The organism is Sphingomonas sp. Leaf37, assembly GCF_920939475.1.
GTDB lineage: Bacteria > Pseudomonadota > Alphaproteobacteria > Sphingomonadales > Sphingomonadaceae > Sphingomonas.
On the sequence record NZ_CAKLAX010000004.1, the window covers coordinates 484,621 to 508,477 of the forward strand.

22 protein-coding genes and 1 tRNA gene are annotated in these 23,857 nt (G+C 65.2%); 12 read left to right on the forward strand and 11 right to left on the reverse strand.

Annotated features, from left to right (window positions below):
• The first annotated feature begins 642 nt into the window (after positions 1–642).
• Positions 643–1,152: a hypothetical protein gene (locus LRA87_RS16090; RefSeq protein ID WP_230781601.1), complete on the forward strand. Its 510-nt coding sequence runs from the start codon at positions 643–645 to the stop codon at positions 1,150–1,152.
• Positions 1,153–1,387: 235 nt separating this feature from the next.
• Here LRA87_RS16090 and rplL read toward each other — a convergent pair whose 3' ends face one another.
• Together rplL and rplJ are read right to left on the reverse strand one after the other, a co-directional pair.
• Complete coding sequence (rplL, locus tag LRA87_RS16095) at positions 1,388–1,762, reverse strand: 50S ribosomal protein L7/L12 (protein WP_230781602.1); 375 nt, start codon at positions 1,760–1,762, stop codon at positions 1,388–1,390.
• 76 nt (positions 1,763–1,838) lie between these two features.
• Positions 1,839–2,354 (reverse strand): 50S ribosomal protein L10, encoded by a 516-nt coding sequence (rplJ, locus tag LRA87_RS16100; RefSeq protein WP_230781603.1) that lies wholly within the window; start codon positions 2,352–2,354, stop codon positions 1,839–1,841.
• A 458-nt stretch (positions 2,355–2,812) separates the two neighbouring features.
• Here rplJ and LRA87_RS16105 point away from each other — a divergent pair, with 458 nt between their 5' ends.
• Together LRA87_RS16105 and LRA87_RS16110 are read left to right on the forward strand one after the other, a co-directional pair.
• Positions 2,813–5,305, forward strand: coding sequence for an alkaline phosphatase PhoX (locus LRA87_RS16105; protein WP_443024898.1), 2,493 nt, complete (start codon positions 2,813–2,815; stop codon positions 5,303–5,305).
• A gap of 199 nt (positions 5,306–5,504) precedes the next feature.
• The gene (locus LRA87_RS16110) at positions 5,505–6,026 is read left to right on the forward strand and encodes a hypothetical protein (RefSeq protein WP_230781604.1); all 522 of its coding nucleotides are present in this window, start codon (positions 5,505–5,507) and stop codon (positions 6,024–6,026) included.
• A gap of 91 nt (positions 6,027–6,117) precedes the next feature.
• Here LRA87_RS16110 and rplA read toward each other — a convergent pair whose 3' ends face one another.
• Together rplA and rplK are read right to left on the reverse strand one after the other, a co-directional pair.
• On the reverse strand, positions 6,118–6,810 hold the full coding sequence (gene rplA / locus LRA87_RS16115; RefSeq protein WP_230781605.1) for a 50S ribosomal protein L1: 693 nt from the start codon (positions 6,808–6,810) through the stop codon (positions 6,118–6,120).
• Between the two features lie 4 nt (positions 6,811–6,814).
• Positions 6,815–7,246, reverse strand: coding sequence for a 50S ribosomal protein L11 (gene rplK / locus LRA87_RS16120; RefSeq protein ID WP_037530328.1), 432 nt, complete (start codon positions 7,244–7,246; stop codon positions 6,815–6,817).
• Between the two features lie 197 nt (positions 7,247–7,443).
• Between rplK and LRA87_RS16125 the strand changes: the two genes are divergently transcribed.
• On the forward strand, positions 7,444–9,687 hold the full coding sequence (locus tag LRA87_RS16125; RefSeq protein WP_230781606.1) for a S9 family peptidase: 2,244 nt from the start codon (positions 7,444–7,446) through the stop codon (positions 9,685–9,687).
• A gap of 44 nt (positions 9,688–9,731) precedes the next feature.
• Here LRA87_RS16125 and LRA87_RS16130 read toward each other — a convergent pair whose 3' ends face one another.
• Complete coding sequence (locus LRA87_RS16130; RefSeq protein ID WP_230781607.1) at positions 9,732–10,859, reverse strand: SET domain-containing protein; 1,128 nt, start codon at positions 10,857–10,859, stop codon at positions 9,732–9,734.
• A 125-nt stretch (positions 10,860–10,984) separates the two neighbouring features.
• Positions 10,985–12,070, reverse strand: coding sequence for a DNA polymerase IV (gene dinB, locus LRA87_RS16135; RefSeq protein WP_230781608.1), 1,086 nt, complete (start codon positions 12,068–12,070; stop codon positions 10,985–10,987).
• A gap of 68 nt (positions 12,071–12,138) precedes the next feature.
• Here dinB and LRA87_RS16140 point away from each other — a divergent pair, with 68 nt between their 5' ends.
• Entirely contained in the window at positions 12,139–12,732 is a 594-nt protein-coding gene (locus LRA87_RS16140) for a cysteine hydrolase family protein (RefSeq protein ID WP_230781609.1), read from the forward strand.
• Positions 12,733–13,137: 405 nt separating this feature from the next.
• A complete protein-coding gene (locus LRA87_RS16145) occupies positions 13,138–13,278 on the forward strand; it encodes a hypothetical protein (protein ID WP_230781610.1) in 141 nt (46 codons plus the stop codon).
• Positions 13,279–13,416: 138 nt separating this feature from the next.
• Here LRA87_RS16145 and LRA87_RS16150 read toward each other — a convergent pair.
• Positions 13,417–13,493 (reverse strand) — tRNA-Pro (locus LRA87_RS16150).
• A 101-nt stretch (positions 13,494–13,594) separates the two neighbouring features.
• Here LRA87_RS16150 and pnuC point away from each other — a divergent pair.
• Together pnuC and LRA87_RS16160 are read left to right on the forward strand one after the other, a co-directional pair.
• On the forward strand, positions 13,595–14,221 hold the full coding sequence (gene pnuC / locus LRA87_RS16155; protein WP_329958603.1) for a nicotinamide riboside transporter PnuC: 627 nt from the start codon (positions 13,595–13,597) through the stop codon (positions 14,219–14,221).
• On the forward strand, positions 14,218–14,742 hold the full coding sequence (locus tag LRA87_RS16160; protein ID WP_230781611.1) for an AAA family ATPase: 525 nt from the start codon (positions 14,218–14,220) through the stop codon (positions 14,740–14,742). Before pnuC ends, LRA87_RS16160 begins: the two co-directional genes overlap by 4 nt.
• 51 nt (positions 14,743–14,793) lie before the next feature.
• On the opposite strand, the gene LRA87_RS16165 is transcribed toward LRA87_RS16160, so the two are convergent.
• A complete protein-coding gene (locus tag LRA87_RS16165; RefSeq protein WP_268934875.1) occupies positions 14,794–16,629 on the reverse strand; it encodes a methyl-accepting chemotaxis protein in 1,836 nt (611 codons plus the stop codon).
• A gap of 164 nt (positions 16,630–16,793) precedes the next feature.
• Here LRA87_RS16165 and lepA point away from each other — a divergent pair, with 164 nt between their 5' ends.
• From lepA to LRA87_RS16180, 3 genes are all read left to right on the forward strand, one after another.
• Entirely contained in the window at positions 16,794–18,617 is a 1,824-nt protein-coding gene (gene lepA / locus LRA87_RS16170) for a translation elongation factor 4 (protein ID WP_230781612.1), read from the forward strand.
• Positions 18,618–19,094: 477 nt separating this feature from the next.
• Complete coding sequence (locus LRA87_RS16175; protein ID WP_230781613.1) at positions 19,095–19,658, forward strand: hypothetical protein; 564 nt, start codon at positions 19,095–19,097, stop codon at positions 19,656–19,658.
• Positions 19,659–19,662: 4 nt separating this feature from the next.
• A complete protein-coding gene (locus tag LRA87_RS16180; RefSeq protein ID WP_230781614.1) occupies positions 19,663–20,076 on the forward strand; it encodes a hypothetical protein in 414 nt (137 codons plus the stop codon).
• Positions 20,077–20,141: 65 nt separating this feature from the next.
• Here LRA87_RS16180 and LRA87_RS16185 read toward each other — a convergent pair whose 3' ends face one another.
• Together LRA87_RS16185 and LRA87_RS16190 are read right to left on the reverse strand one after the other, a co-directional pair.
• Positions 20,142–20,594 (reverse strand): YaiI/YqxD family protein, encoded by a 453-nt coding sequence (locus LRA87_RS16185; protein ID WP_230781649.1) that lies wholly within the window; start codon positions 20,592–20,594, stop codon positions 20,142–20,144.
• Between the two features lie 5 nt (positions 20,595–20,599).
• The gene (locus LRA87_RS16190; protein ID WP_230781615.1) at positions 20,600–22,339 is read right to left on the reverse strand and encodes a DEAD/DEAH box helicase; all 1,740 of its coding nucleotides are present in this window, start codon (positions 22,337–22,339) and stop codon (positions 20,600–20,602) included.
• Positions 22,340–22,486: 147 nt separating this feature from the next.
• Between LRA87_RS16190 and LRA87_RS16195 the strand changes: the two genes are divergently transcribed.
• Positions 22,487–22,642, forward strand: coding sequence for a hypothetical protein (locus LRA87_RS16195; protein ID WP_230781616.1), 156 nt, complete (start codon positions 22,487–22,489; stop codon positions 22,640–22,642).
• On the opposite strand, the gene LRA87_RS16200 is transcribed toward LRA87_RS16195, so the two are convergent.
• Complete coding sequence (locus LRA87_RS16200; protein WP_230781617.1) at positions 22,637–23,815, reverse strand: NAD(P)/FAD-dependent oxidoreductase; 1,179 nt, start codon at positions 23,813–23,815, stop codon at positions 22,637–22,639. The two genes, LRA87_RS16195 and LRA87_RS16200, sit on opposite strands and share 6 nt — an antisense overlap.
• Positions 23,816–23,857 lie beyond the last annotated feature (42 nt).

Below are 23,857 nucleotides of genomic sequence, written 5' to 3' on the forward strand. Positions count from 1 at the left end.
GCGCGCTCCAGCGCGATCGCTCTCCTGCTGGCAGGCGCAGCGGTAGCGCCTGCGCTTGCGCAGACGGCGCCGGCCCCGCAGACCATTCCCGGATTGGACGATTTCAGCCTGCCGTCGTCGCGACCGACCGCGCAGCCGACGCCGACGCCCACGCCCACGCCCACGCCCACTCCGACGCCAACCCCCACGCCGCAAGCGACCCCCACGCCCGCCGCTGCGCCGACTGCACGGGCGACGCCGACGCCCCGCGCGACCCCGCGTCCGAGTCCGACGGACGCGCCGACGCCACGGCCGACTGCAACGATGGACCCGGGCATAGCGCCGGAGCCGATCGCGACCCCGACCCCGACGAGTCCTTCGCCGGCAACGATCGAAGCCCGGCCCGACGCTGCGCCGAGCGCCGTAGCGCCAGAGCTCGCGGCCCCGTCATCATCCAGCAGCTGGGTCGGGTGGATCGTTGCGGGCGCGGGTCTGGCTGCGCTCATGGCAGGCATCGTCTGGTGGCGTCGCCGACGTGAGGTCGGCGAGAGCGTCACGGAGTACAGGCTGGTGGCGTCGGAACCAGGCGAGACACCGCAGCCTGCTCGTGCAGCACAGCCGCCGTCGCCGGCTGCCCAGCCCGTCGTGCTTGACCCTACACCTGTGCAAACCGATCGCGCGCGGATCGCGATGGCGCTGCATCCGCGTCGCGCCGGCCTGAACCTGCTGAGCGCGACCGTCGAAGCGGAACTGCTGCTCCGCAACGAAGGTAGCGTGCCCGCCGCCGCGATCCGCGTGGGCGCACTGCTGATGGGCGCTGCCGCCGGTCCTCCCGGTGATGTCGGTCCGCTATTCGCCCAGCCGGTCGGTCGGCCGGTCACGCCGCCGTTCGGGCTCGCGCCGGGCGAGGAGCGCCGGGTGCGGCTGGTCGTCGCGTTGCCGCGGGCGGACATCCTGCCGTTGGAGGCGGGCGGTCGGGCGATGTTCGTGCCGGTCGTCGCGGTCAACGTGCTGTATGAAGCGGGAGAGGTGCAGGGGCAGACTGCACAGGCGTTCGCCGTCGGGGTCGAGCGGGTCGACAGCGCCAAGCTGGCACCACTCTGGCTGGACCAGCCGGCGCGGATGTTCGATGCGATCGGTGTGCGGGCCTATGCTGCCGGGGTGGTGCGATAAGGTGATGCAGGCGCCGGATCGTCGAGGCGCATCGGCTTCCTGATCCGGCCCGTTCGTTATCCACCAAAGCGGATCGTACGAAAAAGGGCGGCTTCCCTAGCGGGAGCCGCCCTTTTCCTTGTCGCGTCGGCTGGCCTGGCGGTCATGGGTGAAGCCCATGACGTCGGACGCGGCTTTTGGCTGCGACGGCCGGCCTTGTAGCGGGGCTTGCGCAAGCGAGTCCCGCTACTGCGGCTTACTTCAGCTCGACGGTCGCGCCGGCTGCTTCCAGCTGCGCCTTGACCTTCGTGGCCTCGTCCTTGTTCACGCCTTCCTTGACGGCCTTCGGCGCGCCCTCGACGAGAGCCTTCGCTTCGGTCAGGCCCAGGCCGGTGATCGCGCGGACTTCCTTGATGACGTTGATCTTCTTGCCACCGTCGCCGGTGAGGATGACGTCGAATTCGGTCTGCTCTTCAGCTGCCGGAGCGGCTGCGCCGCCGCCAGCTGCCGGTGCTGCAACCGCTGCTGCGGCCGAAACGCCCCACTTCTCTTCGAGCAGCTTCGACAGCTCGGCTGCTTCGAGGACGGTCAGTTCGCTCAGGCTCTCAACGAGCGCGTTCAGGTCTGCCATGATACTTCCTTCATATGTCGGGGCGAACGCCCCAAAGTGTCAGTTGAAAATTCGCTTAACCAAGCACGCCTGAAATTCAGGCGGCTTCCTTCTCGGCGTAAGCCGACAGCACGCGCGCGATCTGCGCCGCAGGAGCCTGGGTGATGGTCGCGAGCTTCGTTGCCGGAGCAACGATGAGGCCGACGATCTTCGCCCGGAGTTCATCCAGCGAGGGCAGGGTAGCGAGCGCTTGCACGCCAGCGAGGTCGAGAGGGGTCGCACCCATCGATCCACCCACGATTTCGAACTTGTCGTTCGTCTTCGCGAATTCGACCGCAACCTTGGCTGCGGCGACCGGATCGATCGAGGTGGCGAGGCCGACGGGACCCGTGAGCATGTCGCCCACCGAACCGTAATCGGTGCCATCCAGTGCGATCTTGGCAAGCTTGTTCTTCGAGACCTTGTAGGTCGCGCCGGCATCACGCATCGCGTTGCGCAGTCGGGTGGACTGGGCAACCGTCATTCCGTTGTTGCGGGTAACGACTACCACGCCGACTTCGGAAAAGGTGCGATTCAACTCGGCAACGGCCGCGGCCTTTTGAGCACGATCCATGCCATTCTCCACGTTTTGAACACAGCGCGAACGCCGTGCCCGGTTACAAACCGGTGGGGAAAACCCCGCCGGGGTTGTCCATCGATGGGGAAGGCACCCGTGAAGGGCGGCAGACCGGGACGCGAAGGCGCGTTCCGTTCGTAAATTCCTGTCCCCGTCTCGGCAGGACATTAAGCTGCGGCATATTCCGCGGCACCTGCTGTCTCGGACGGATGCACGACGGGCGAACCCACCGGCAAGAGCGCGCTCATAGCGGGAAGCGGGAGTAAGTCAATTCCCGGCACCTGTTGGTCTTTCGGGGAAGGTAGAACGATTGTTTGTGGTTCCATGCGCGGACCGTCTTCATTCCGTCATTCTGCTTTCACGTCGCCGTCATCCCCACGCAATCGGTTTGCCGCTTTTCCCCGGCAAAGCACCGGAATCGGCGGCACGCTGCCGCGAAATCCGGGGGATATCTCATGACGATGCTGAACCAGCCGACGATCGGCTATGACGATGGTGACGTCGACACCAACACCACGGCCAATCCGCACATCGGCGATCTGATCGCATCGCGCTATTCGCGGCGCCAGACGATGCGCGGCGGCCTGTCTGCGATGACCGCGGCAGTGTTCGGCAGCACGATGCTGGCCGCCTGCGACAAGGATGACGAGCGACGCGCGACCACCGTCACCGCCGGATCGTCGATCACCACATCGACGGGCAAGACGGTGACGTTGAGCGGCACCGTCACCAGTGGCAATTCGGCGTCGGCCGGCTGGACGCAGACGAGCGGTCCGATCGTCACGCTCGCCAATGGCGCGAGCCCGACGGCCAGCTTCACCGCACCCGCGGTCACCGCATCGACGATGCTCGGCTTCCGCTTCAGCAGCACGTCGTCGGATGGCATCACCTCGGTCGCGGACACCAGCGTCACCGTGACGCCTGCGACGCTCGACTTCACAGCGGTGCCGAAGAGCCTCGCCGACGTAGTCGCGGTTCCATCGGGCTATCAGGTCACCGTGCTGTATCGCCTGGGCGATCCTATCAACGGCACCGTCGGCGCTTATGCCAACGACGGGACGGACACGACCTTCTCGGCGCGCGCCGGCGATCACCATGACGGGATGAGCTTTTTCGGCCTTGCCGCCACCGGCACCGCGCCGGACGCCAATAATAGCAGTCGCGGCCTGCTGGTAATGAACCACGAAAATATCACCGAAAGCTATCTGCATCCAAACGGTCCCACGACCGTCGCCGGTGTCCGTCCGACCGCCGAGGTGCTGAAGGAGATCGAGGCGCACGGCGTCAGTGTGATCGAGATTACGCGCGGGACCAGCGGCTGGAGCTATATCCCGACCGGCAGTCTCAACCGCCGCATTACACCGTTCACGCAGATGAGCTTCTCCGGTCCGGTCGCCGGCAATACCCTGCTGTTCACCGCCTTCTCGCCGACCGGCCGCGCAGGCCGCGGCACGATCAACAATTGCGCTAACGGCACCATGCCGTGGATGACCTATTGCACTGCCGAGGAAAACTGGGCGGGGTACTACCGGCGTGAGGCCGGCGACAATGCACGGCGGACGACGGCGCTGGGCGCCCGGTCGGTGGTCGCCTTCAACCGCTATGGCCTCGGTATGGGCAGCGGCGATACGATCCGTCGGGGCAATTACGATTGGGCGACGGCAGCGGCCCCGGCAGCGGGCGACACCCGCATCGCCAAGTTCAATGCGACGGTCGACCCGACGCAGCCGGCAAGCGGCACCGCCGATTTCCGCAACGAGCCCAATCAATATGGCTGGATCGTCGAGATCGACCCGTTCGACGCCGCCTCGACCCCGCGGAAGCGCACCGCGCTCGGCCGTATGAACCACGAAGGTGTCGTCCCCGGCCGGATGATCGCCGGCGTCCGCCCCGCCTTCTACATGGGCGACGACGCACAGAACGAATATGTCTACAAGTTCGTGTCCGCCACGCCATGGGCGGCTGCGGATTCGACGGCGGCCAACCGCCTCGCGATCGGCGACAAATATCTCGATAGCGGTACGCTTTACGTAGCGAAGATGAACGCCGATGGCAGCGGCCAATGGATGCCGCTGACCTTCGGTACCGCGCCGCTCACGGCCGGTAATGCGACCTACGCCTTTGCCGATCAGGCCGACGTGCTCACCCATGCCCGTCTTGCCGGCGATGTGCTCGGCGCGACCCGCATGGACCGCCCGGAATGGACCGCGGTCAATCCGGTCAGCGGCGAGATGTACCTGACGCTGACCAATAATTCGTCGCGGACCGTCGCCACCACCGATGCGGCCAACCCGCGCGCGTACAGCGATCCCAAGACCAACGGGGGCGCATCGAACGGCAATCCCAACGGTCACGTCTTTCGCCTGCGTGAAACCGGCGACAGCAGTGAATCGTTGACCTTCACATGGGACATCTACGCCTTCGGTGCGGGTAGCGATCTCAACCCTGCGAACATCAACCTGTCCAACCTGGACGCCACCAACGATTTTTCGTCGCCGGACGGTCTGTGGTTCGCCCGGCCCAGCAACGTCGCGGGGCAGGGCACGCCGCTGTTGTGGATCCAGACCGATGATGGCGCCTTTACCGACGTCACCAACTGCATGATGCTGGCGGCGATCCCCGGCACCGTCGGCGATGGCGGTACGCGGACCATCACCAACAGCCTGAACGGCGCGGCGGGGTCGCAGACGACGCGCATCGGCAAGGCGCCCGGTGCCGCGCTGAAGCGGTTCCTCGTCGGGCCGAAGTTCTGTGAGATCACCGGCATCGACTCGACGCCGGATGGTCGCACGCTGTTCGTCAACATCCAGCATCCCGGCGAGGGCGGTGGCCCGACCAACATCACCAGCAACTGGCCACAAAGCCAGGCGACGGGGACGGGCACCGGTCGCCCGCGCTCTGCGACGATCGTCATCACCAAAACCGATGGCGGCATCGTCGGATTGTGAAGAGGTGAGCGGCAGCGGAAACATGCTTTCCGCTGCCGCTCGCAACCGGAACTCGTGAACTGCAAGTGTCTCGAATAGCCTGACGATCTTGTTTGCGTCGGATGTCGACCATTAACGTTTATCTGTTATCGACGATCGTGATGACGAATCGGGAGATCAGCAGGGGATCGAGGATGCCACCCGGCCGGATAGCAGGGCGGTGAAAACGCGCGAGGCACGTCGCAAGGTGCTGGTGCGCGCCCGTATGCGGTGTGGCGCAGATTGGGGCGATGTCCTGATCCACAACATGTCGTCCCGCGGGTTGTTGGCAACGTCGGAAACGGTGTGTCGGCCGGGAACGGTGATCGAGATCCGTCGCGTCCACCATATTATCGTTGGGCGCGTCGTGTGGCAGAGTGGATCGTATTTTGGGGTGCGTACCCAAGACCCGATCGATGTGGATGGCGTGGTCTCGGCGAGGCCGCCGGCTCTCAAGCCGGATGCGACGGCGGGCGAGATGGGCGCGGATCGCCGCGTCGCCGGGCGAAGACGGCCCTCGATTGGTGAGCGAGAAGCGCGGAGCCGGCGTTTTTCCGCCGCATTCCAGTTCGCCGTCTTAACCATCGCGATCGGCAGCGCTGCGCTGTTCGTCGCGCATCAGGTCGGCAATATCCTGTCGCGACCCTTTGCCGCGATCGGCGCACATCTCGACGGCAGCGCGAGCGTCGCAAAAGGCGACTGACCGGCGCCGGTCCGGGTCATCCGCTACGCCTACGCAAAAAGGGCCGGGATCGCTCCCGGCCCTTTTCGTCTTTACCTTTAAATCGAAACGCTTACGCGCCGGCGACCTCGGCAGTGTCGACGCGGATGCCAGGACCCATCGTCGAGCTGACGGCGACCTTGCGGACATACTTGCCCTTGGCGCCCGACGGCTTGGCACGCACCACGGCGTCGACCAGCGCGTCGAAGTTACGACGCAGGTCTTCCTGCGTGAACGATGCCTTGCCGATGCCGGAATGGATGATGCCGGCCTTCTCGACGCGATATTCGACCTGGCCGCCCTTGGCTGCTTTGACGGCTTCGGCGACGTTCATGGTGACGGTGCCGAGCTTCGGGTTCGGCATCAGGCCCTTGGGACCCAGCACCTTGCCGAGGCGACCGACGACGCCCATCATGTCAGGGGTCGCGATGCAGCGATCGAAATCGATGGTGCCGCCCTGGATGGTTTCCATCAGGTCTTCGGCGCCGACGACGTCCGCACCCGCTGCAAGGGCTTCCTCGGCCTTCGCACCGCGTGCGAACACGCCGACGCGAACGGTCTTGCCGGTGCCGGCGGGCAGCGTCACGACGCCGCGGACCATCTGGTCGGCGTGGCGCGGATCGACGCCCAGGTTCAGCGCGACCTCGATGGTCTCGTCGAACTTGGCGGTGGCGTTCTGCTTGGCGAGGCTGATCGCCTGATCGACGCCGTGCAGCGTTTCGGGGTTGATCGCGTTCGACTTACGCTTCTTGGTCTGCTTGGCCATCTTATCAGCCCTCCGTCACTTCGAGGCCCATCGCGCGGGCGGAGCCTTCGATGATCTTGGTCGCAGCCTCGATGTCGTTGGCGTTCAAATCCTTCATCTTGGTCTGGGCGATCTCGGTCAGCTTGCTGCGCGCGATCTTGCCTGCGACGACCTTGCCCGGCTCCTTCGAGCCCGACTTCAGGCCGGCGGCCTTCTTGATGAGGAACGATGCCGGCGGCGTCTTGATCTCGAACGAGAACGAACGGTCGGCATAGACGGTGATCTTGGTGGGGAGCGGCGTCCCCTTGTCCATGTCGGTCGTCTGCGCGTTGAACGCCTTGCAGAATTCCATGATGTTCACGCCGCGCTGACCCAGCGCCGGGCCGATCGGCGGGGCGGGCTTCGCGTCGCCTGCAGGAACCTGCAGGTTGATGTAACCTGTGATCTTTTTTGCCATGTCACTCTCGTTTCAAGTTTAGCGGTCCAGACGGGCGCAGGGCACCCTCCCGCAAGCATCCAGCCATAAGCGTGGAAGTGCGCGCCCCTACCGGCAAAGCGATGCAAGGGCAAGGGGATCGGACGGTGCCTCGGGCGTATACGATGCCGAAACGCCGCGTTACACCTTTGCCTGAACAGTTCGGGACCTTCAAGACGATGCGCAACGCCCTGATTTTCGCCTGCCTCGCCACCATGCTCACTCCGGCGCCGCTCGCCGCGCAATTCATGCCGCTGACGCTCGATCGTATCTTCGGCAAGAGTGCGATTCGGGGCGAAGGGGTCGAGGGCGGTGAATGGACGCGCGACGGCAGGGGGTATACCGCGATCGAGGGATCGAAGGATGTCGCAGGCGGCAGCGACCTCGTCCGTTACGACGTGGCAGGCAACACGCGGGCGGTGCTCGTATCGGCTCGCGATCTGATCGTGAAGGAAACCGGGAAGCCGATCGCCATCCAGAGCTACGCATGGTCGGCGGATGGCGGCAAGCTGTTGATCTTCAACAACGGTGTACGGTTCCGGCGGACGAGGGCACTGGGCGATTACTGGCTGTTCGACTTGGCGAGCAAGACGCTGCGCCGGATCGGCGGCGACGCGCCCGCATCGAGCCTGATGTATGCCGAGTTCTCGCCTGACGGCAGTCGGATCGCGTATGTGAGGAGTAACGACCTTTATGTCGAGCCGGTCGCAGGCGGTACCGCGCGGCGGCTGACCAGCGATGGCAGCGAGCTAATCGTCAACGGCCTCGGCGACTGGGTGTACGAAGAGGAATTCTACCTGCGCAAGGCGTGGAAATGGAGCCCGGATTCGAAGCGGATCGCCTTCTGGCGGTTCGATACGTCGGGCATCGGCACCTTCTACATGATCACCAACACCGTCGGCCAATATTCGAAGCCGATCCCGCTGCAATATCCCAAGGTGGGCACGACCAATTCGGCGGTGCGCGTCGGCAGCGTCGATGTGGCAAGCGGCGCGACACAATGGGTAAAGCTGGCTGGCGACCCACGCCAGAACTACGTGCCGCAGATGAGTTGGGCGCCGGACAGCGGACAATTGTTCCTGCAATATGCCAACCGCTTGCAGAACACTTATCAGGTGCTGCGGGCCGATCCGGTGACGGGCGCGACGACCAAGCTGTTCGTCGAGCGCGACGCGGCGTGGGTCGAGGCGAACGTCGACCCGACGTGGCTGGATCGCGGGCGACGGTTCACATGGCTGAGCGAGCGGGACGGCTGGCGGCACCTCTATCTCGTTTCTGCCGACGGCAAGCGCGTGGACCTGCGCACGCCGGGCAAGTTCGACGTCGTCGACCTGTTGCAGGTGGATGAGGCGGGCGGCTGGGCCTGGTTCATCGCGTCACCCGACAATCCGACGCAGCGCTATCTCTATCGCGCATCGCTGACCGGCAAGCCGCGGGTCGAGCGGGTGACGCCGGCGGGGCAGGCGGGGACGCACGGCTATGATATTGCGCCGGGTGCGCATTGGGCGCGACATACCGTATCGGCTGCGGATCGCGCGCCGGTGACGGACATGATCGACCTTACGACGCAAAACCCGGTGAGGGTGCTCGCCCGCAATGCGGCGTTACAGGACGTGATCGCCAAAGAGCCGCTGGCCGCTACCGAGTTCACGCGGATCGATCTCGGCAAGGGCGTGTCGGTGGACGCGTCGATCATCAAGCCGGCGGGTTTCGATCCGGCGAAACGGTATCCGGTGCTGTTCCACGTCTATGGCGAGCCGTGGGGGCAGACGGTGGCGGATGCTTGGGGAGGCAATACTGCGCTGTGGCACCGGATGCTGGCGGAGCGCGGCTATATCGTGGCGAGCATCGATCCGCGTGGCACGGCGACCCCGCGGGGACGCGACTGGCGCAAGAGCATCTATCGCCAGCTGGGCGTGATCGGACCGGAAGATTATGCCGCTGGCGTGCGCAAGCTGCTGAACCAGCGGTCCTATATGGATCCCGAACGGATCGGCATCTGGGGCTGGAGCGGCGGTGGTTCCAGTACGCTGCACGCGATGTTCCGCTTCCCGGACCTGTTCAGGACGGGGATTGCAGTGGCGGCGGTGGCGGATCAGTCGCTGTACGACACCGTCTATCAGGAACGGTATATGGGTCTGCCGTCGGACAATGCTGCCGGGTTCAAGGCCGGCTCCCCGATCACCTATGCCGATGGGCTGAAGGGCAACCTGCTGGTGATCCACGGTACCGGCGACGACAACGTTCACTACCAGAATATGGAGGTTCTGGAAGATCGACTAATCGCGGCGAACAAGCCGTTCACGATGATGGCCTATCCGGACCGCACGCATGGCATCTACGAAAAGCCGGGGACCAGCCTGCACCTGTTTTCACTGATGACACGGTATTTGGAGACGAACCTGCCTGCTGGCGGGCGATGACGTTCACCCCTCCCCCTCCGGGGGGGGGGGAGGAAATAGCTGGATCAGGCGGCCTGGTTCTTCGCGGGTTCGCGGAGATAGGGCGCTACCAGATCGCTGGCGCGGTAGCGGTCCTGGATCTCGGGCGGCAGCGCGGCGAAGGCACGGATGACGCCGCGGCATTGCGGGCTGTCGCAGGCGCAGATCATCGACCAGTCGGGATCGGCGAGCGTGGTGGAATAATCCCAGGCGATTTCCTCGCCGGGCACGATCGCACGCAGCGCGGTGAGGAAGACCCCGGTATCGGTAAAGCGCAGCCCGGCGTTGGGCGAGCAGCTATGGTTGATCAGATCGTCGATCCGACCTGACGGTCCCATATAGCGGTCGCGCGCGATCTGGAGGAAGCGATCCGCAGCCCCGCTGAGCCCGGTCGGCAGGCGCGATGCCGGTACGGTCCGGCCCGAGAAGCGCACGATCGTCTGCCCTTCGGCAAAATCCTGGGCCGCGAACACCGCCTTGCCGAGATGCGTTTCGCCGACAGCGAACGGGTTGGCGGGCAAATAGGCGTCGAGGACCCGCAGGCCTCCCTCGCGCCGCCCGAACGAACGCAGCGGGTTGAGCGTCGCAAGACCGACCATCAACCAGACGCTGGCGTGGCAGAGCAGTTCGACCATGACATAGGCATATTCGCCGATCCCCGATCCGCTGCTGCGTGTGGCGACTATCAGCGTCGCGAGATCGCCCAGCGTCCACAGGCCCCATGCGGGCGAGCGTTCGCGGGCGCGATCTTCCCATACGCTGGCCCAGGTCGGCCAGAACCCCAGCGGTACCGCAGCGACCACGAGCATATGCGCCCAGAACGTCTCTTTCAGCAGCAGCCACAGGACGATTGCGGCGAAGCTCGCCGCCATGCAGATCGTCTCGGTCGGCGACGGGCTGGTCCAGCGCGACCGGCGCCACATCGCCAGCGTCACGATGATGCAGGCGACGGCGGAAGCGGCAAATACGAGCCCCTGGGGCTCGCCAGGGTTGACGGCGAGATACGTCGCCGCCTCCACCCCGGTCGCGACGGCCCAGATAAGCCAGGACGCGCGGCTCGGCTCGAGCAGATGGCGCCTCAGGCCGGCGAGATAGATGCCGTACCCTGCTAGGCTAAGCGCCATCGCCACGATGAACCAGGGCTCGACCGTCATTCCCCCATCCGAATTGGTGAAGGAAGCGTAAACGATGATCGTTAACGCGTCGAGTGGCGACGCGTTAACCCTCACCACGTCTGTCTTCTGGGCCGGACTCTGGCCATCGTCGGGGAACCGGACGCTCATAGCGGCAGGCTGGGTTGCGCCTCTTCTTCCGGCGGGTCGCCTGATATGCCCGACAGCGTCAGCCCGAGCAGACGGACACCGTCGGGGATCGGCAGTTGCGCCGCGAGCAGGTCCAGGCCGATGTCGAGGAACGCAGCTCGATCCGTTACCGGCGCTGCCAGCGACCGCGCCCGGGTGATGGTCCGGAAGTCGGCGTGGCGTAGCTTCAATGTGATCGTCCTGCCGCGCGCATTGGAACGGTCGATGCGGACCCAGGCGGCATCGGCGACGCGTGCGAGCGCGACCTGCAGGTCCGCGGGATCGGACAGGTTGGTCTCGAACGTCCGTTCGGCACCGACCGATTTTGACGGCCGATCAGCGCGGACCGGGCGATGATCGATCCCACGCGCGGCGCCGTAGAGATAACCGGCATAGGAGCCGAAATGTGCCTGCAGGAACGCGAAGGGGCGGTCGCGCAGATCCGCACCCGACAGGATGCCGAGCGATTCCATCTTTCTGGCGGTCACCGGTCCGACGCCGTGGAATCGCTTCACCGGCAGCGAGGCTACGAAGGCAGCGCCCTTGTGCGGGGGAATGACGCAGATGCCATCGGGCTTGTTCTGGTCGGAGGCGAGTTTGGCGATGAACTTGTTGTAGCTGACCCCGGCTGACGCGGTTAGGCCGGTATCCGTGCGGATGCGAGCACGGATCTGTTCGGCGATCGCCTTGGCCGATCCGAGCGCATGACGATCTTCGGTAACATCCAGATAGGCTTCATCGAGCGATAATGGCTCGATCGCGTCGGTATAATCGGCGAAGACGGCACGAATCTGTTGCGAAACGGCGCGGTAAACATCGAAGCGTGGCGGCACGAAGACGAGTGCGGGGCAGCGGCGGATCGCAGTGACCGAGGGCATCGCCGAGCGGACGCCGTGCGACCGTGCCTCGTAACTCGCCGCCGCGACGACGCCACGGGCTCGCGAGCCGCCTACCGCGACAGGCTTGCCGCGGAGGGCGGGATCGTCGCGCTGTTCTACCGATGCGTAGAAAGCGTCCATGTCGATATGGATGATCTTGCGCTGGGGTGGGTCGCCGTCGGCCATGTCCCCGTTTCGTTCCAATCGCATCCCAGATCAAGGCGTCAACGTTCGCAATCTGTTACGTCGCAAGCATGGCCGATCAGCAATCCGACGCCGCGCCGGGCAAGACTGCCCTCGTCATCATCGACATGGTCAACGCACTCGCGTTCGAGGGCGGGGAGACGATGCGTGAACCGGCAGAGGCAACGATCGCGCCGATCCTGACACTGCGCGATGCGGCGGACGCGACCGGCGTGCCGGTGATCTACGTCAACGACAACGACGGACAATGGCATTCCGAGCGCAACCGCCTGATCGAGGAGACACTGGCGAAGGATGGCCCCGGCCGCGCGCTGACCGAGGCGTTGCGTCCGCGCGAGAGCGACTATTTCATCATCAAGCCGCAGTTTTCCGGCTTTTACGCGACGAACCTTCCGGTGCTTCTACCGCAACTGGGCGTCAGCAGGCTGGTGCTCGCAGGGGTGGCGGCGGATATCTGCGTGCTGTTCACCGCCGCCGATGCGCATATGCGGCAATATGGTCTGTGGGTGCCGTGCGATGCAGTCGCGGGCAATCACGGTGAGCGCACGCGCTGGGCGATCGAGATCATGCGCAACAGCATGAAGGCTGAAACGCGGGGGACGGGTGAGATGACGCTCGCGGACTGGGTCGCGGCCGCCGATTAGGGGATTGGACCGAACGTGCGCTGTGTCCGGGCGCAGCCGGAACACGAATGCGCCGGATACGAGATCTGCGTGTATCGATATTCGTCGGTAGGGCGGGGGTTCTGTCGTCTTGCGCCACTCTGAACATTCGCGGATCTCAGATCGGGGCTCGGTCGCCCATATCTTTGGCGGAGCGATACCCGCGATCAGGCGCGTCAACGCCACTGGGGCCCGCCCCGGCCGGGGAAGGGCAGAAGAGCCGTGTTCAGCGGAATTGAAAAAAATGCGTTCTCGATGACGAGAGTAGCATGCGATTGCAGATTCTGCATTCTTGGTTGGGATCATTGCAATTGCCGCACTTACGGTCCGGCAACATATGGCAACGCAATGCTGCATTGCAGCACATTCTTCCCCAGGAGTTATTCGATGTTCAGCCTGATCGCCGCATTCATGTCCTATCGCCGCCAGTTCGAAGCCGGGCAGCGCGTCGCCGCGCCGATGCTCGCCAAGCGCGCGCGCCGCGTGGCTAACGACGCTTCGATCACGCAGGTCGCCCGCGCCGCCTGACGACCTCTCGATTGATCGACGCCACAAGGGGGCCGGACGCCTGACGTTCGGCCCCCTTGTCGTGTGTAGCGATAACAGGACCGATCGTGGATTATCGAGATCGGGGAAGGTTCGGCACCCGTGCCAGAACCGCTGCAATGGTCGGGGCGATAGGATTCGAACCTACGACCCCTGGACCCCGAGACCAGTGCGCTACCAGACTGCGCCACGCCCCGACACATTGCAGGTGGGAGCGCCTAGACGCGTGATGCCGACCTATCAAGCCTAAAATGCACGAAACGGCTGGCGGCCATGTCGGTTTTCCGATCGGGCAGCGATGTCCGGCAACATCGGGCTTGCGGCAGCCGCCTGCAGCATCATAGGCACCCGCCCGATGAATTTCGTCGAAGCCCTTGCCGCCGCGCTGGTCGTGGTGAACGTCGCGCTCGTCACGCAGCGTAACGTGTGGAACTTTCCCGTCGCTCTGGTGGCGGTGGCGATCTACGGCTGGATGTTCGCAGGCGCTCGGCTATATAGCGACGCCCTGCTGCAGGGGTTCTTCTTCGCCGCCAACCTGTATGGCTGGGCCAATTGGGCGCGCAGCCGGGCAGAGGCGGGCGAGGTGGTGGTCGAGCAGCTGGACGCAGGAACGCGGGCGATGTGGCTGGTCGGCGGGATGGCAGCCTGTCTTGCGTGGGGCGCGCTGATGCACCGCTATACCGACGCCTCCTATCCGTGGTGGGATGCCGGGATTGCGATCGCATCGGTCGCTGCGCAGCTGATGCAGGCGCGGCGTGCAATCGAAAGCTGGTGGGTGTGGATCGCCGTCGATGTCGCGAGCATCCCGCTCTACGCGGCCAAGGGATTGTGGTTTACCTGCGCGCTCTACGTCGTGCTGCTTGCGTTATCGGTACAGGGATTGGTCGGCTGGCGGCGCGCATCACGGCGGATGACGACGGCATGAGGCCGCGCTCGATTTGTCTGCATGGGCCGGAAAGTACCGGCAAGTCGGTGATCGCGCCGCGGCTGGCGCAGCATTTCGGCGGCGTGCCGTGCGTTGCCGAATTCGGTCGTACCTATTGCGAGGCGTTCGGCACCGACCTGACGATGGCCGACCTCGTCGAGATCGGTAAAGGGCATGATGCCAGGGTCCGCGCTGCGCTCGATGAGCGGCATTACCCGGTCATCCTCGATACCGATCCTCTGATGACTGCCGTATGGGCGGACATGATGTTCGGTCATCGCGACGTGTGGTTTTCGACCTGGACCAACACTGCCGATCTATACCTGCTGTTCGACATCGATCTGCCGTGGGTGGAGGACGGCACGCGCATGTTCGGGTCCGAAGCGGAGCGGCGGCGGTTCTTCGCCCTGAGCCAGACAATCCTGGAGGAGCGCGGCGTGCGATGGGCGCTGATCGGCGGCGAGGGCGCCAGCCGCTATTTCAATGTGTTGAAGGCCATCGAGACGCTGACCCGCGACTGAAAACCGCACGGATGTGTACGCCGGACGGGGAAGGACCGTCCGGCGTATAATTCAGAACTCGGACCAGTCGTCGACGGCCAGCGCCGCATTGCCGCTGACGAGGCGAGGGCGGGACGTCCCACCGCGCGGCGGAGGCGTGCGAACAGGAGCGGGGCGGGTGGCCTGTGGCGATACGGTATCGTCGTTCTTCAGTTTGAAGCGTCGTACTTCCCGCGCCATCGCATCGGCTTCGTTGGACAGGCTGCGGGCGGCGGCTGTCGCCTCCTCGACCATCGCGGCGTTCTGCTGCGTGACGCTGTCCATCTCAGCCACTGCGGTGTTGACCTGATGCAGACCTGTCGCCTGGCGTTCGGCGGAGAGTGCGATCTCCTCGACCAGCGTGCTAATCTCGCCGATGCGACCGATGATCCGTGACAACGCCTGACCGGTTTCCGTGACGAGGTCGACGCCGGCATCGACCTGCTGCGACGAGGCGGTGATACGCGTCTTGACGTCCTTTGCCGCCTCCGCCGATCGTTGGGCGAGCGCTCGCACTTCGGACGCGACGACTGCGAATCCTCGTCCTGCATCGCCAGCGCGCGCGGCCTCGACGCCGGCATTGAGTGCGAGCAGGTTGGTCTGGAACGCGATCCCGTCGATCACCGAGATGATCTCGCCGATCTCTGCGGAAGCATGCTCGATGCCCCGCATTGCCTCCACCGCACGCTTGACGATATCGCCCGATGCCTCGGCGGCGACGCGCGCATCCTTGACCGCCGTGTTGACGGTCAGCGCCCCTGCAGCGGTGGTACGGACCGTCGAGGTGATCTCGTCCATCGCAGCGGCGGTTTCCTCCAGGCTCGCGGCCTGTTGCTCGGTCCGGCGCGACAGGTCGTCGGACGCCTGGCGAATGTCGCTGGCGCCACCGGTAATGCCGTTGGCGCTCGCAGTGACCGCCTCCAGCGCGGTCTGGACCGCCGACATCGCGTGGTTGAAATCGCTCTTCAGCTTTGCGAACGATCCCGGCAGGTCGGCCTCGATCCGCGCTGTCAGATCGCCCTTCGCCAAAGCCGACAGGCCGGCGGCCACGTTCTGCACCGCGTCGGTCTGTTCGTGCTTGGCCTGATCCGCAAGCCTCAGTTCGCCGCGCAGGACAGTGATCGATCCGGCGAGCTTGCCGATTTCGTCGCTCCGATCCTCCTGTGGAATCTCGGTGTCGAGCTTGCCGGCGGCGAGCTCACCGATGATCCCGGTCATGCGGTTCAGCGGACGCGAGACCAGCCGAACCATCATCATGTTGGCCGCCACGATGATCGCGATGGCCAGCAGCACGGCGATACCGATCATGATCTTGGCCGCGGCATAGCTGCTGTCCGCTTCGGCACGCGCCGTCTTTTCCTGCTCGACGAACAGCGTGTTCAGATCGCCGACCTCGCGCATCAGCCGTTCGCTCTGACCACGGATGGCCAGCAGCGCCGCGGTGGCCGCCTCGTTCTGGTTGCTGCGCGACAGTGTAAGGACCGCTTCGTCGCGGCGGAAGATCTCCGGCAGGATGCGCTGGATCCTCGCCGTCGCTTGCCTGGCATCCGGCGCGCTTACCAGCCCCTGCAGGTCCGTCGCAGCCTTTGTAACCGCGCCACGCGTATCGATCACCTTGCGGTCGGCTTCTGAAATTGCTGCCGGTGTAGCCGACGCGATATGGCGATACATTGCGGTGCGATAGCTGTTGAAGCTCGCTTCCAACTGACCCAGCGCCTTCGCCTTGGGCAGTCGGTTGTCGGCGAACGCGGCAATGCTGTCGTTCATCACGGACAACTTGTTCACGGCGATGCCACTGAGACCGAGCATGATGGCCATGCAACATCCGAAGGCGAGCAGCAGCTTGCTGAGTAACGATAGGTTCTTCATTGTTCCTCCCGGCCCTCAAGGGAGAGCGTCCAAGGGGGACATTGCCGCACTTTGGTAAAGGACCCGCTAATTCTGTTCGAAACGGACTAAATCCGGTTCGGAGCTTCTTTCCAGCTGTGCCATGCCCCTTTGGCAAGCCGCCGACACCCTGCTAGGGGCGGCGGATGACGACCCCGCTTTCGACCATCCGTAACTTTTCCATCATCGCGCATATCGACCATGGCAAGTCGACGCTCGCCGATCGCCTGATCCAACGGACGGGTGGCCTGACCGACCGTGAGATGTCGAGCCAGGTGCTCGACAACATGGATATCGAGAAGGAGCGCGGGATCACGATCAAGGCGCAGACGGTGCGCCTGTCCTATCCGGCGAAGGACGGCGTCACCTATACGCTGAACCTGATGGACACCCCTGGCCACGTCGACTTCGCCTATGAAGTGTCGCGGTCGCTGGCGGCGTGCGAGGGTGCGCTGCTGGTGGTCGACGCGGCGCAGGGGGTCGAGGCGCAGACGTTGGCGAACGTCTATCAGTCGATCGAGCACGACCATGAGATCGTGCCGGTGATCAACAAGATCGACCTGCCCGCCGCCGAGCCCGAGATGGTGCGCAAGGAAATCGAGGACGTCATCGGCATCGACGCGTCGCAGGCGGTGCTCGCCAGCGCGAAGTCGGGGATCGGCATCGACGAAATCCTGGAGGCGATCGTCACGCGCATCCCGCCGCCCAAGGGCGATGCCGCTGCGCCGCTGAAGGCGATGCTGGTCGATAGCTGGTACGACCCGTATCTGGGCGTCGTCATTCTCGTCCGGGTGATGGAGGGCGTGCTGAAGAAGGGCCAGCAGGTCAGCTTCATGCAGGCGGGCACGACGCATCTGGTCGACCGCGTCGGCTGTTTTCGGCCGAAGATCGAGCAACTCACCGACCTTGGACCGGGCGAGATCGGCTTCATCACCGCGCAGATCAAGGACGTCGCGCAGGCGCGGGTCGGCGATACGCTGACCGACACCAAGCGGCCCGCCAAGGAAGCGCTGGCGGGCTTCAAGGAAGTCCAGCCGGTAGTGTTCTGCGGGCTGTTTCCGGTCGATGCCAACGACTTCGAGAAGCTTCGTGAGAGCATTTCGAAGCTGCGGCTGAACGATGCCAGCTTCTCGTTCGAGATGGAGACGTCGGCGGCGCTGGGCTTCGGCTTCCGCTGCGGATTCCTGGGGCTGCTGCATCTGGAAATCATCCAGGAGCGGCTGACCCGCGAATACGACCTCGACCTCATCACGACCGCGCCGTCGGTGGTGTACCAGATCGAGCTGACGCATCCCGATCCGGCGGGGATCACGCAGATCGACCTGCACAATCCCGCCGACATGCCCGACGTCAACAAGATCAAGACGATCAGCGAACCGTGGATCAACGCGACGATCTACGTCCCCGACGAATATCTCGGGTCGATCCTGAAGCTGTGCCAGGACCGGCGCGGCATCCAGCAGAATCTGACCTACGTCGGCGGGCGGGCGCAGGCGACGTACGAACTGCCGCTCAACGAGGTGGTGTTCGACTTCTACGACCGGCTGAAGTCACTGTCGAAGGGTTATGCGAGCTTCGACTATACCCAGATCGGCTATCGCGAGGGCGACCTCGTCAAGATGAGCATTCTGGTCAACGAAGAGCCGGTCGATGCGCTGAGCATGATCGTCCACCGCGGCACCGCCGAAGTCCGCGGCCGCGGCATGGTCGAGCGGCTGAAGGAACTGATCCCGCGCCACCTGTTCAAGATCCCGATCCAGGCGGCGATCGGCGGCAAGGTGATCGCGCGCGAAACGATAAGCGCGATGCGCAAGGACGTGACCGCAAAATGCTACGGCGGCGACGCGACCCGCAAGAAGAAGCTGCTGGAAAAGCAGAAGAAGGGCAAGGCGAAGATGCGCGAATACGGCAGTGTCAGCATCCCGCAGGAGGCGTTTATTGCCGCGCTCAGGATGGGGGATGATGCGTAGCGCTGACAGGCACGGCAGGTCAGTGCAACGATTCACGCTGAAAGGGCATCGGTGCAAGCGTAGTCGCTGTCGACCAGCTATTCTGCCCGTATGATTGACGATCGGTCATTACTGGACCAGATGTCGACGAAGCATCACCTGATCGTGTGACATTCGGCTGACCTGTGGAGATGGTTTATGGCAAGTGTCCCTCCACTTCGATCGACGAGCTCGAATCTTCGTGGCCGGCTGCTCAAGGTGACGGATTCCGTCCCCCAGACCCGTCGCGCTGGCGTCGTGTTCATCGCCGGCGGGCGCATGCAGCGGCTGCGGGCACCGGGGCCGAATGGCATCAGCGTCGTATTCGAGCTTCGAAGCCGGCCGATCGCTTCGGCAGCTTGGAGCCGGGCCGGACCGGTGGGTGGGCCGTTGCTGCGGTCGCAGGCTTCCGCAGCACGTGAGAAGCGTACGGTTGGTACATCGCCGGGCAAGGAGTGGATGAGCCTCGGCCTGAACTGTGGCGGCGCGGCGCTGGCTTGGATCGGTGTCGTCGGCATGGGCGCGCTTGCTCCGGTCACGGGAGGTGCTTCTGGCTTTGCAGCGGCGTTCCTTTACGCCGGCGCACTGGCGTCGACCGGACAATGCGCGGTATCTACCTTTCGCACCGCCAATGTTTACACGGGTCGCGGGGCGATCAACAAGAAGCTGGACGACGATAAGGTGTACGTCTGGACCATGCGAGCAGCGGACGGCATCGGCCTGCTGGGAGCAGCAGGCGCTTTGAAGGAGCTGAAGGTGGCCCATACCGCGTTGAGCTCACAAGGTTTTACGTGGTCGCGAGCGGCCAGTTCCAGCTTGGCACGGCCCGCCCGGCGACAACTCACAACCGCGCTGGGCGTCCAGACAGCCAAGCGATTCCCTGGCCCGGTCATCAACCGCTACGTTCGCCAACGTCTTCTCGACGGTGTTGGCGGTGTGGTCGGGCTGACCGCCAGTGCTTCGGACGGCATCATCAAGGACATGGTCGTCTGGGTGATCGGCGTGTCGAACGAAGAAGATTAACGCCATGGCGAGAAACGATCGGGAATATTGGGCACGATTGCGTGTGGAGCCACGATCACAATGGGCTGCCGGGCTGGCTGTCATCGCGGGGCTCGCAGTGACGTTGGCCGTGATCGGTTTGCTCGTTCCCGGCAATCACTTCGAGTCGAGAGCCAATCCGTTATACTGGCTGTTGATGCTACCCTTGGTCTGGTGGGCATCCGAACTGATGGGGTTCGAACCGCTGGCGGTTCAGATCATGCCGTGGGTTACGAGCCTGGCACCGCTGGGGTCAGCCATCTGTCTGGCGGTGGCCTTTTCCATCGGCGAGCCCTGGCAAATCTGGCTCGTCGATTTCATCATATGCATCTGTGCGTCGATCGGCAGTCGCATGACGTATCGAGACAGCCTGTTGCAGCGAGAGGGACCATCGCGATAGCGCAACGATGTCGAACGCTGCCTAATCGATCCTTCGTGCGGCTGACCTTGCAAGTTCGCTCAGGTTTAAGCGCGCGTCAACTTCGCCAGTGCCGTATCCAGCGCCTGCAGGAAACGGCTCCGGTCCGCCTCAGCGAACGGCTTCGGCCCGCCAAGCTGATCCCCGCCCGCCCGCAAATCTGCCATGATCGCCCGCGTCGCGATTGCCCCGCCGATTGACGCCGTCGTGAAGGGTCTGCCCGTCGGGCTCAGCACTGTCGCGCCGGCTTTCAGGGCACGGTCGGCGAGCAGGATGTCGGCGGTGATCACCACCGCCTGCGGGTCGGCCTGTTCAGCGATCCAGTCGTCGGCGGCGTCGAAGCTGTCGCTCACCACCACGCGCGTCACCAGCGGGTGGACCGGTACGCGGAAGTGGCTGTTGCTGACGATGGTCACCGGCACCTCTCGGCGCCAGGCGACCTTGTAGATTTCGTCCTTCACCGGACAGGCGTCCGCATCGACGAGGATACGGACGCCCATCGGCATCAGCCGCGCGGACCCTTGCGGTAGGGCTTCGCCTGATGCCGGACCGGTGCGCCGCCGGTGCGGGGCGGGCGTGCAGCGTTGTCGCGCGGAGCGCGCGGGCCGCGGGGGGCGCCGCCGCTGCCGCCGGCCTCGCGCGGGTTACCGGTGAACGGAATGATCTGGAGGCTGCCCTCGTCATTTTCCGGGTTCGCGGTGCGCTGGACGCTGGCGAGGACGCGATCGGCGACGGTGCGGGGCACTTCGAAGATCGTGTCGTTCGGGTTGATGCGGATCGCGCCGATCTCCGCCTTGGTGATGTGGCCGCGGCGGCAGATCAGCGGCAGCAGCCAGCGCGGATCGGCGTTCTGGCGACGGCCGATGTCCATCTGGAACCAGACGGTGTCCTCGAAGCCGGGGCGGTGCCCCTGCGTCCGGTCCGTCTGCTGCGGTGCAGCCGAGTCGAGCAGGTCTTCCGCCTGCGGCATCAGCGCGCGGTGGGCGTGGACGAGCGCGGCGGCGATATCCTCCGCCGACTTTTCCGCCATCAGGCGGGTGGCGAGCTCGCGATCCTCGTCGTCGAACTCGATCGGCGCGAGCAGCGTGGTGATGAGGCGCTCGCGATCCTGCTTGCGGATATCGTCAGCCGAGGGGGCGGGGATCCAGTCGCAGGCGATCTTCGCCTGCTTCAGCATCATGTCGACGCGGCGGCGGCGCGGATACGGCACGATGAGCACCGCCGTGCCCTTCTTGCCGGCGCGACCGGTACGGCCCGAGCGATGCTGCAACGTCTCGGCATCGCGCGGCATCTCGACATGGACGACGAGGCTGAGCGACGGCAGATCGATGCCACGGGCCGCAACGTCGGTGGCGACGCAGACGCGGGCGCGGCGGTCGCGAAGGGCCTGAAGCGCCGCGTTGCGCTCGTTCTGGCTATGCTCGCCGGACAGCGCGACGGCAGCGAAACCACGCTCGACGAGACTGGCGTGCAGGTGGCGGACGTTGTCGCGGGTGGCGCAGAACAGCATCGCCGTTTCCGCTTCGTGGAAGCGAAGCAGGTTGATGACGGCATGTTCGATGTCGGCAGGGGCAACGGTGACCGCCTGATAGGCGATGTCGCCGTGGCCGCGGTCTTCACCGACGGTCGAGATACGCAACGCATCGCGCTGGTAGCGCTTGGCGAGCGCGACGATCGGCCGCGGCATCGTTGCCGAGAACATCAGGGTACGGCGTTCGGCCGGCGATGCGTCGAGGATGCCCTCCAGGTCTTCGCGGAAGCCCATGTCGAGCATTTCGTCCGCTTCGTCGAGGACAGCGACGCGCAACGCGGTCAGGTCGAGCGCGCCGCGCTCCAGATGGTCGCGCAGGCGGCCCGGAGTGCCGACGACGATATGCGCGCCGTGGCTGAGCGAGCGGCGCTCCTTACTGGCGTCCATGCCGCCGACGCAGGTGGCGATGCGGGCGTGTGCGCCCTTGTAGAGCCACATCAGTTCGCGGCTGACCTGCAACGCGAGTTCGCGGGTCGGGGCGATAATGAGCGCGAGCGGCAGGCCGGGCGGGGGCAGGGTGCCGTCCGCCATGAGTTCGCCCGCCATGGCGAGGCCGAAGGCGACGGTCTTGCCCGAGCCGGTCTGCGCCGAGACGACGAGGTCGCGGCCCACGGCTTCGGGTTCGATCACGGATGCCTGGACGGCGGTGGGGGCTTCATAGCCGCGGGCGACGAGCGCCTCGGCGAGGACGGGAGGCAGGGAGGAGAAGGGCATAGTGAACCTAAATGGGAGCGGCGCCCCCGAAGCCAAGGCTAAACGCCAAGGCGGGAACGCGGCAGGGACAACGATGTCGCGAGTGTCAGTCGCGGGCCAGGTGCGGGCGGCAATACGGGCGCAATGTGGCGCTTGTACCCGCGCATCATGGCCGTGACCGTGACCCCAGAGACCCTGCGTCGCCTAATCCGCGAAGCCGAGGCCGAGCGAGGCCGCGCGAAGGCTTATACGCTGAAACGCGCGTTTGCGCAACTCGCGGCCGGTTACGCCGTGCAGTTGCGGGCGATGACCGGCGATTCATAACGCCTGAGCGGCGGCCCAGCCGCTCGCCCACGCCCATTGGAAATTGTAGCCACCGAGCCAGCCGGTGACGTCGACCGCTTCACCGATCGCGTGCAGTCCCGGAAGCTTGCGCGCCTCCAGCGTCTGCGATGACAGGTCGGCGGTGCTGATGCCGCCCGCAGTGACCTCCGCCTTGGCATAGCCTTCGCTGCCGTTGGGGGTGAAGCGCCAGGCCGACAACCGGCGGGCGGCGTCATCGAGCCGGCGGTCGGGCGTGTTGGCGAGTTCGGTGTTCATCTCCAGTCGTTCGGCCAGCGCCTCGGCGAGGCGATCGGGCAGCGTCGCGGCCAGCGCGCGGCGCAAGGTGGTGCGGGGGTTGGCGCGCTTGGACCGGAGCAGCCAGTCGGCGGCGGCGTCGGGCACGAAGTCGATAGCGATCGGTTCGCGCGCGCGCCAATAGCTGGAGACCTGCAGGATCGCCGGGCCGGACAGGCCGCGATGGGTGAACAGCGCGGCTTCGCGGAAGCTGGCCTTGCCCGCCTTCGCCACCACCTCGGCCGCGACTCCAGACAAGGTGCGGAACAGCGTTTCATCGCCGCCCAGCGTCAGCGGCACCAGCGCGGGGCGCGGCTCGACCACCTTCAGCCCGAACCGGCGCGCGAGGTCGTAGGCGAAGCCGGTGGCGCCCATCCTGGGGATCGAAGGGCCGCCAGTGGCGATCACCAGCCGCGGCGCGATCACGGTCCGGCCGGGGAGGGCGACGGTGTAGGCATTACCGTCGTGGCCGACATCGCCGATCGGCGACGACAGCGCGAGCTCGACGCGGCCCATCTCGCATTCGCCGAGCAGCATCGCGACGATCTGTCGCGCCGAGCCGTCGCAGAACAACTGGCCCAGCGTCTTTTCGTGCCAGCGAATGCCGTGGCGCTCGACCAGAGCGACAAAATCTGCGGCGGTGTAGCGGCCGAGGGCGGATTTCGCGAAATGCGGGTTGGCGGACAGATAACGGTCCGGCGCAGTGTGGATGTTGGTGAAGTTGCATCGACCGCCGCCGGAAATGACGATCTTCTTGCCCGCTTCGTCGGCGTGGTCGACCAACAGCACACGCCGACCGCGCTGACCGGCGACGGCAGCGCACATCAAGCCGGCGGCACCGGCACCGAGGATGATCGCATCATAGGGCTTGGCGGGCATATCGCGGGCGTTAGCGGGTCGGCCGTCGTTTGTCTTGCATGG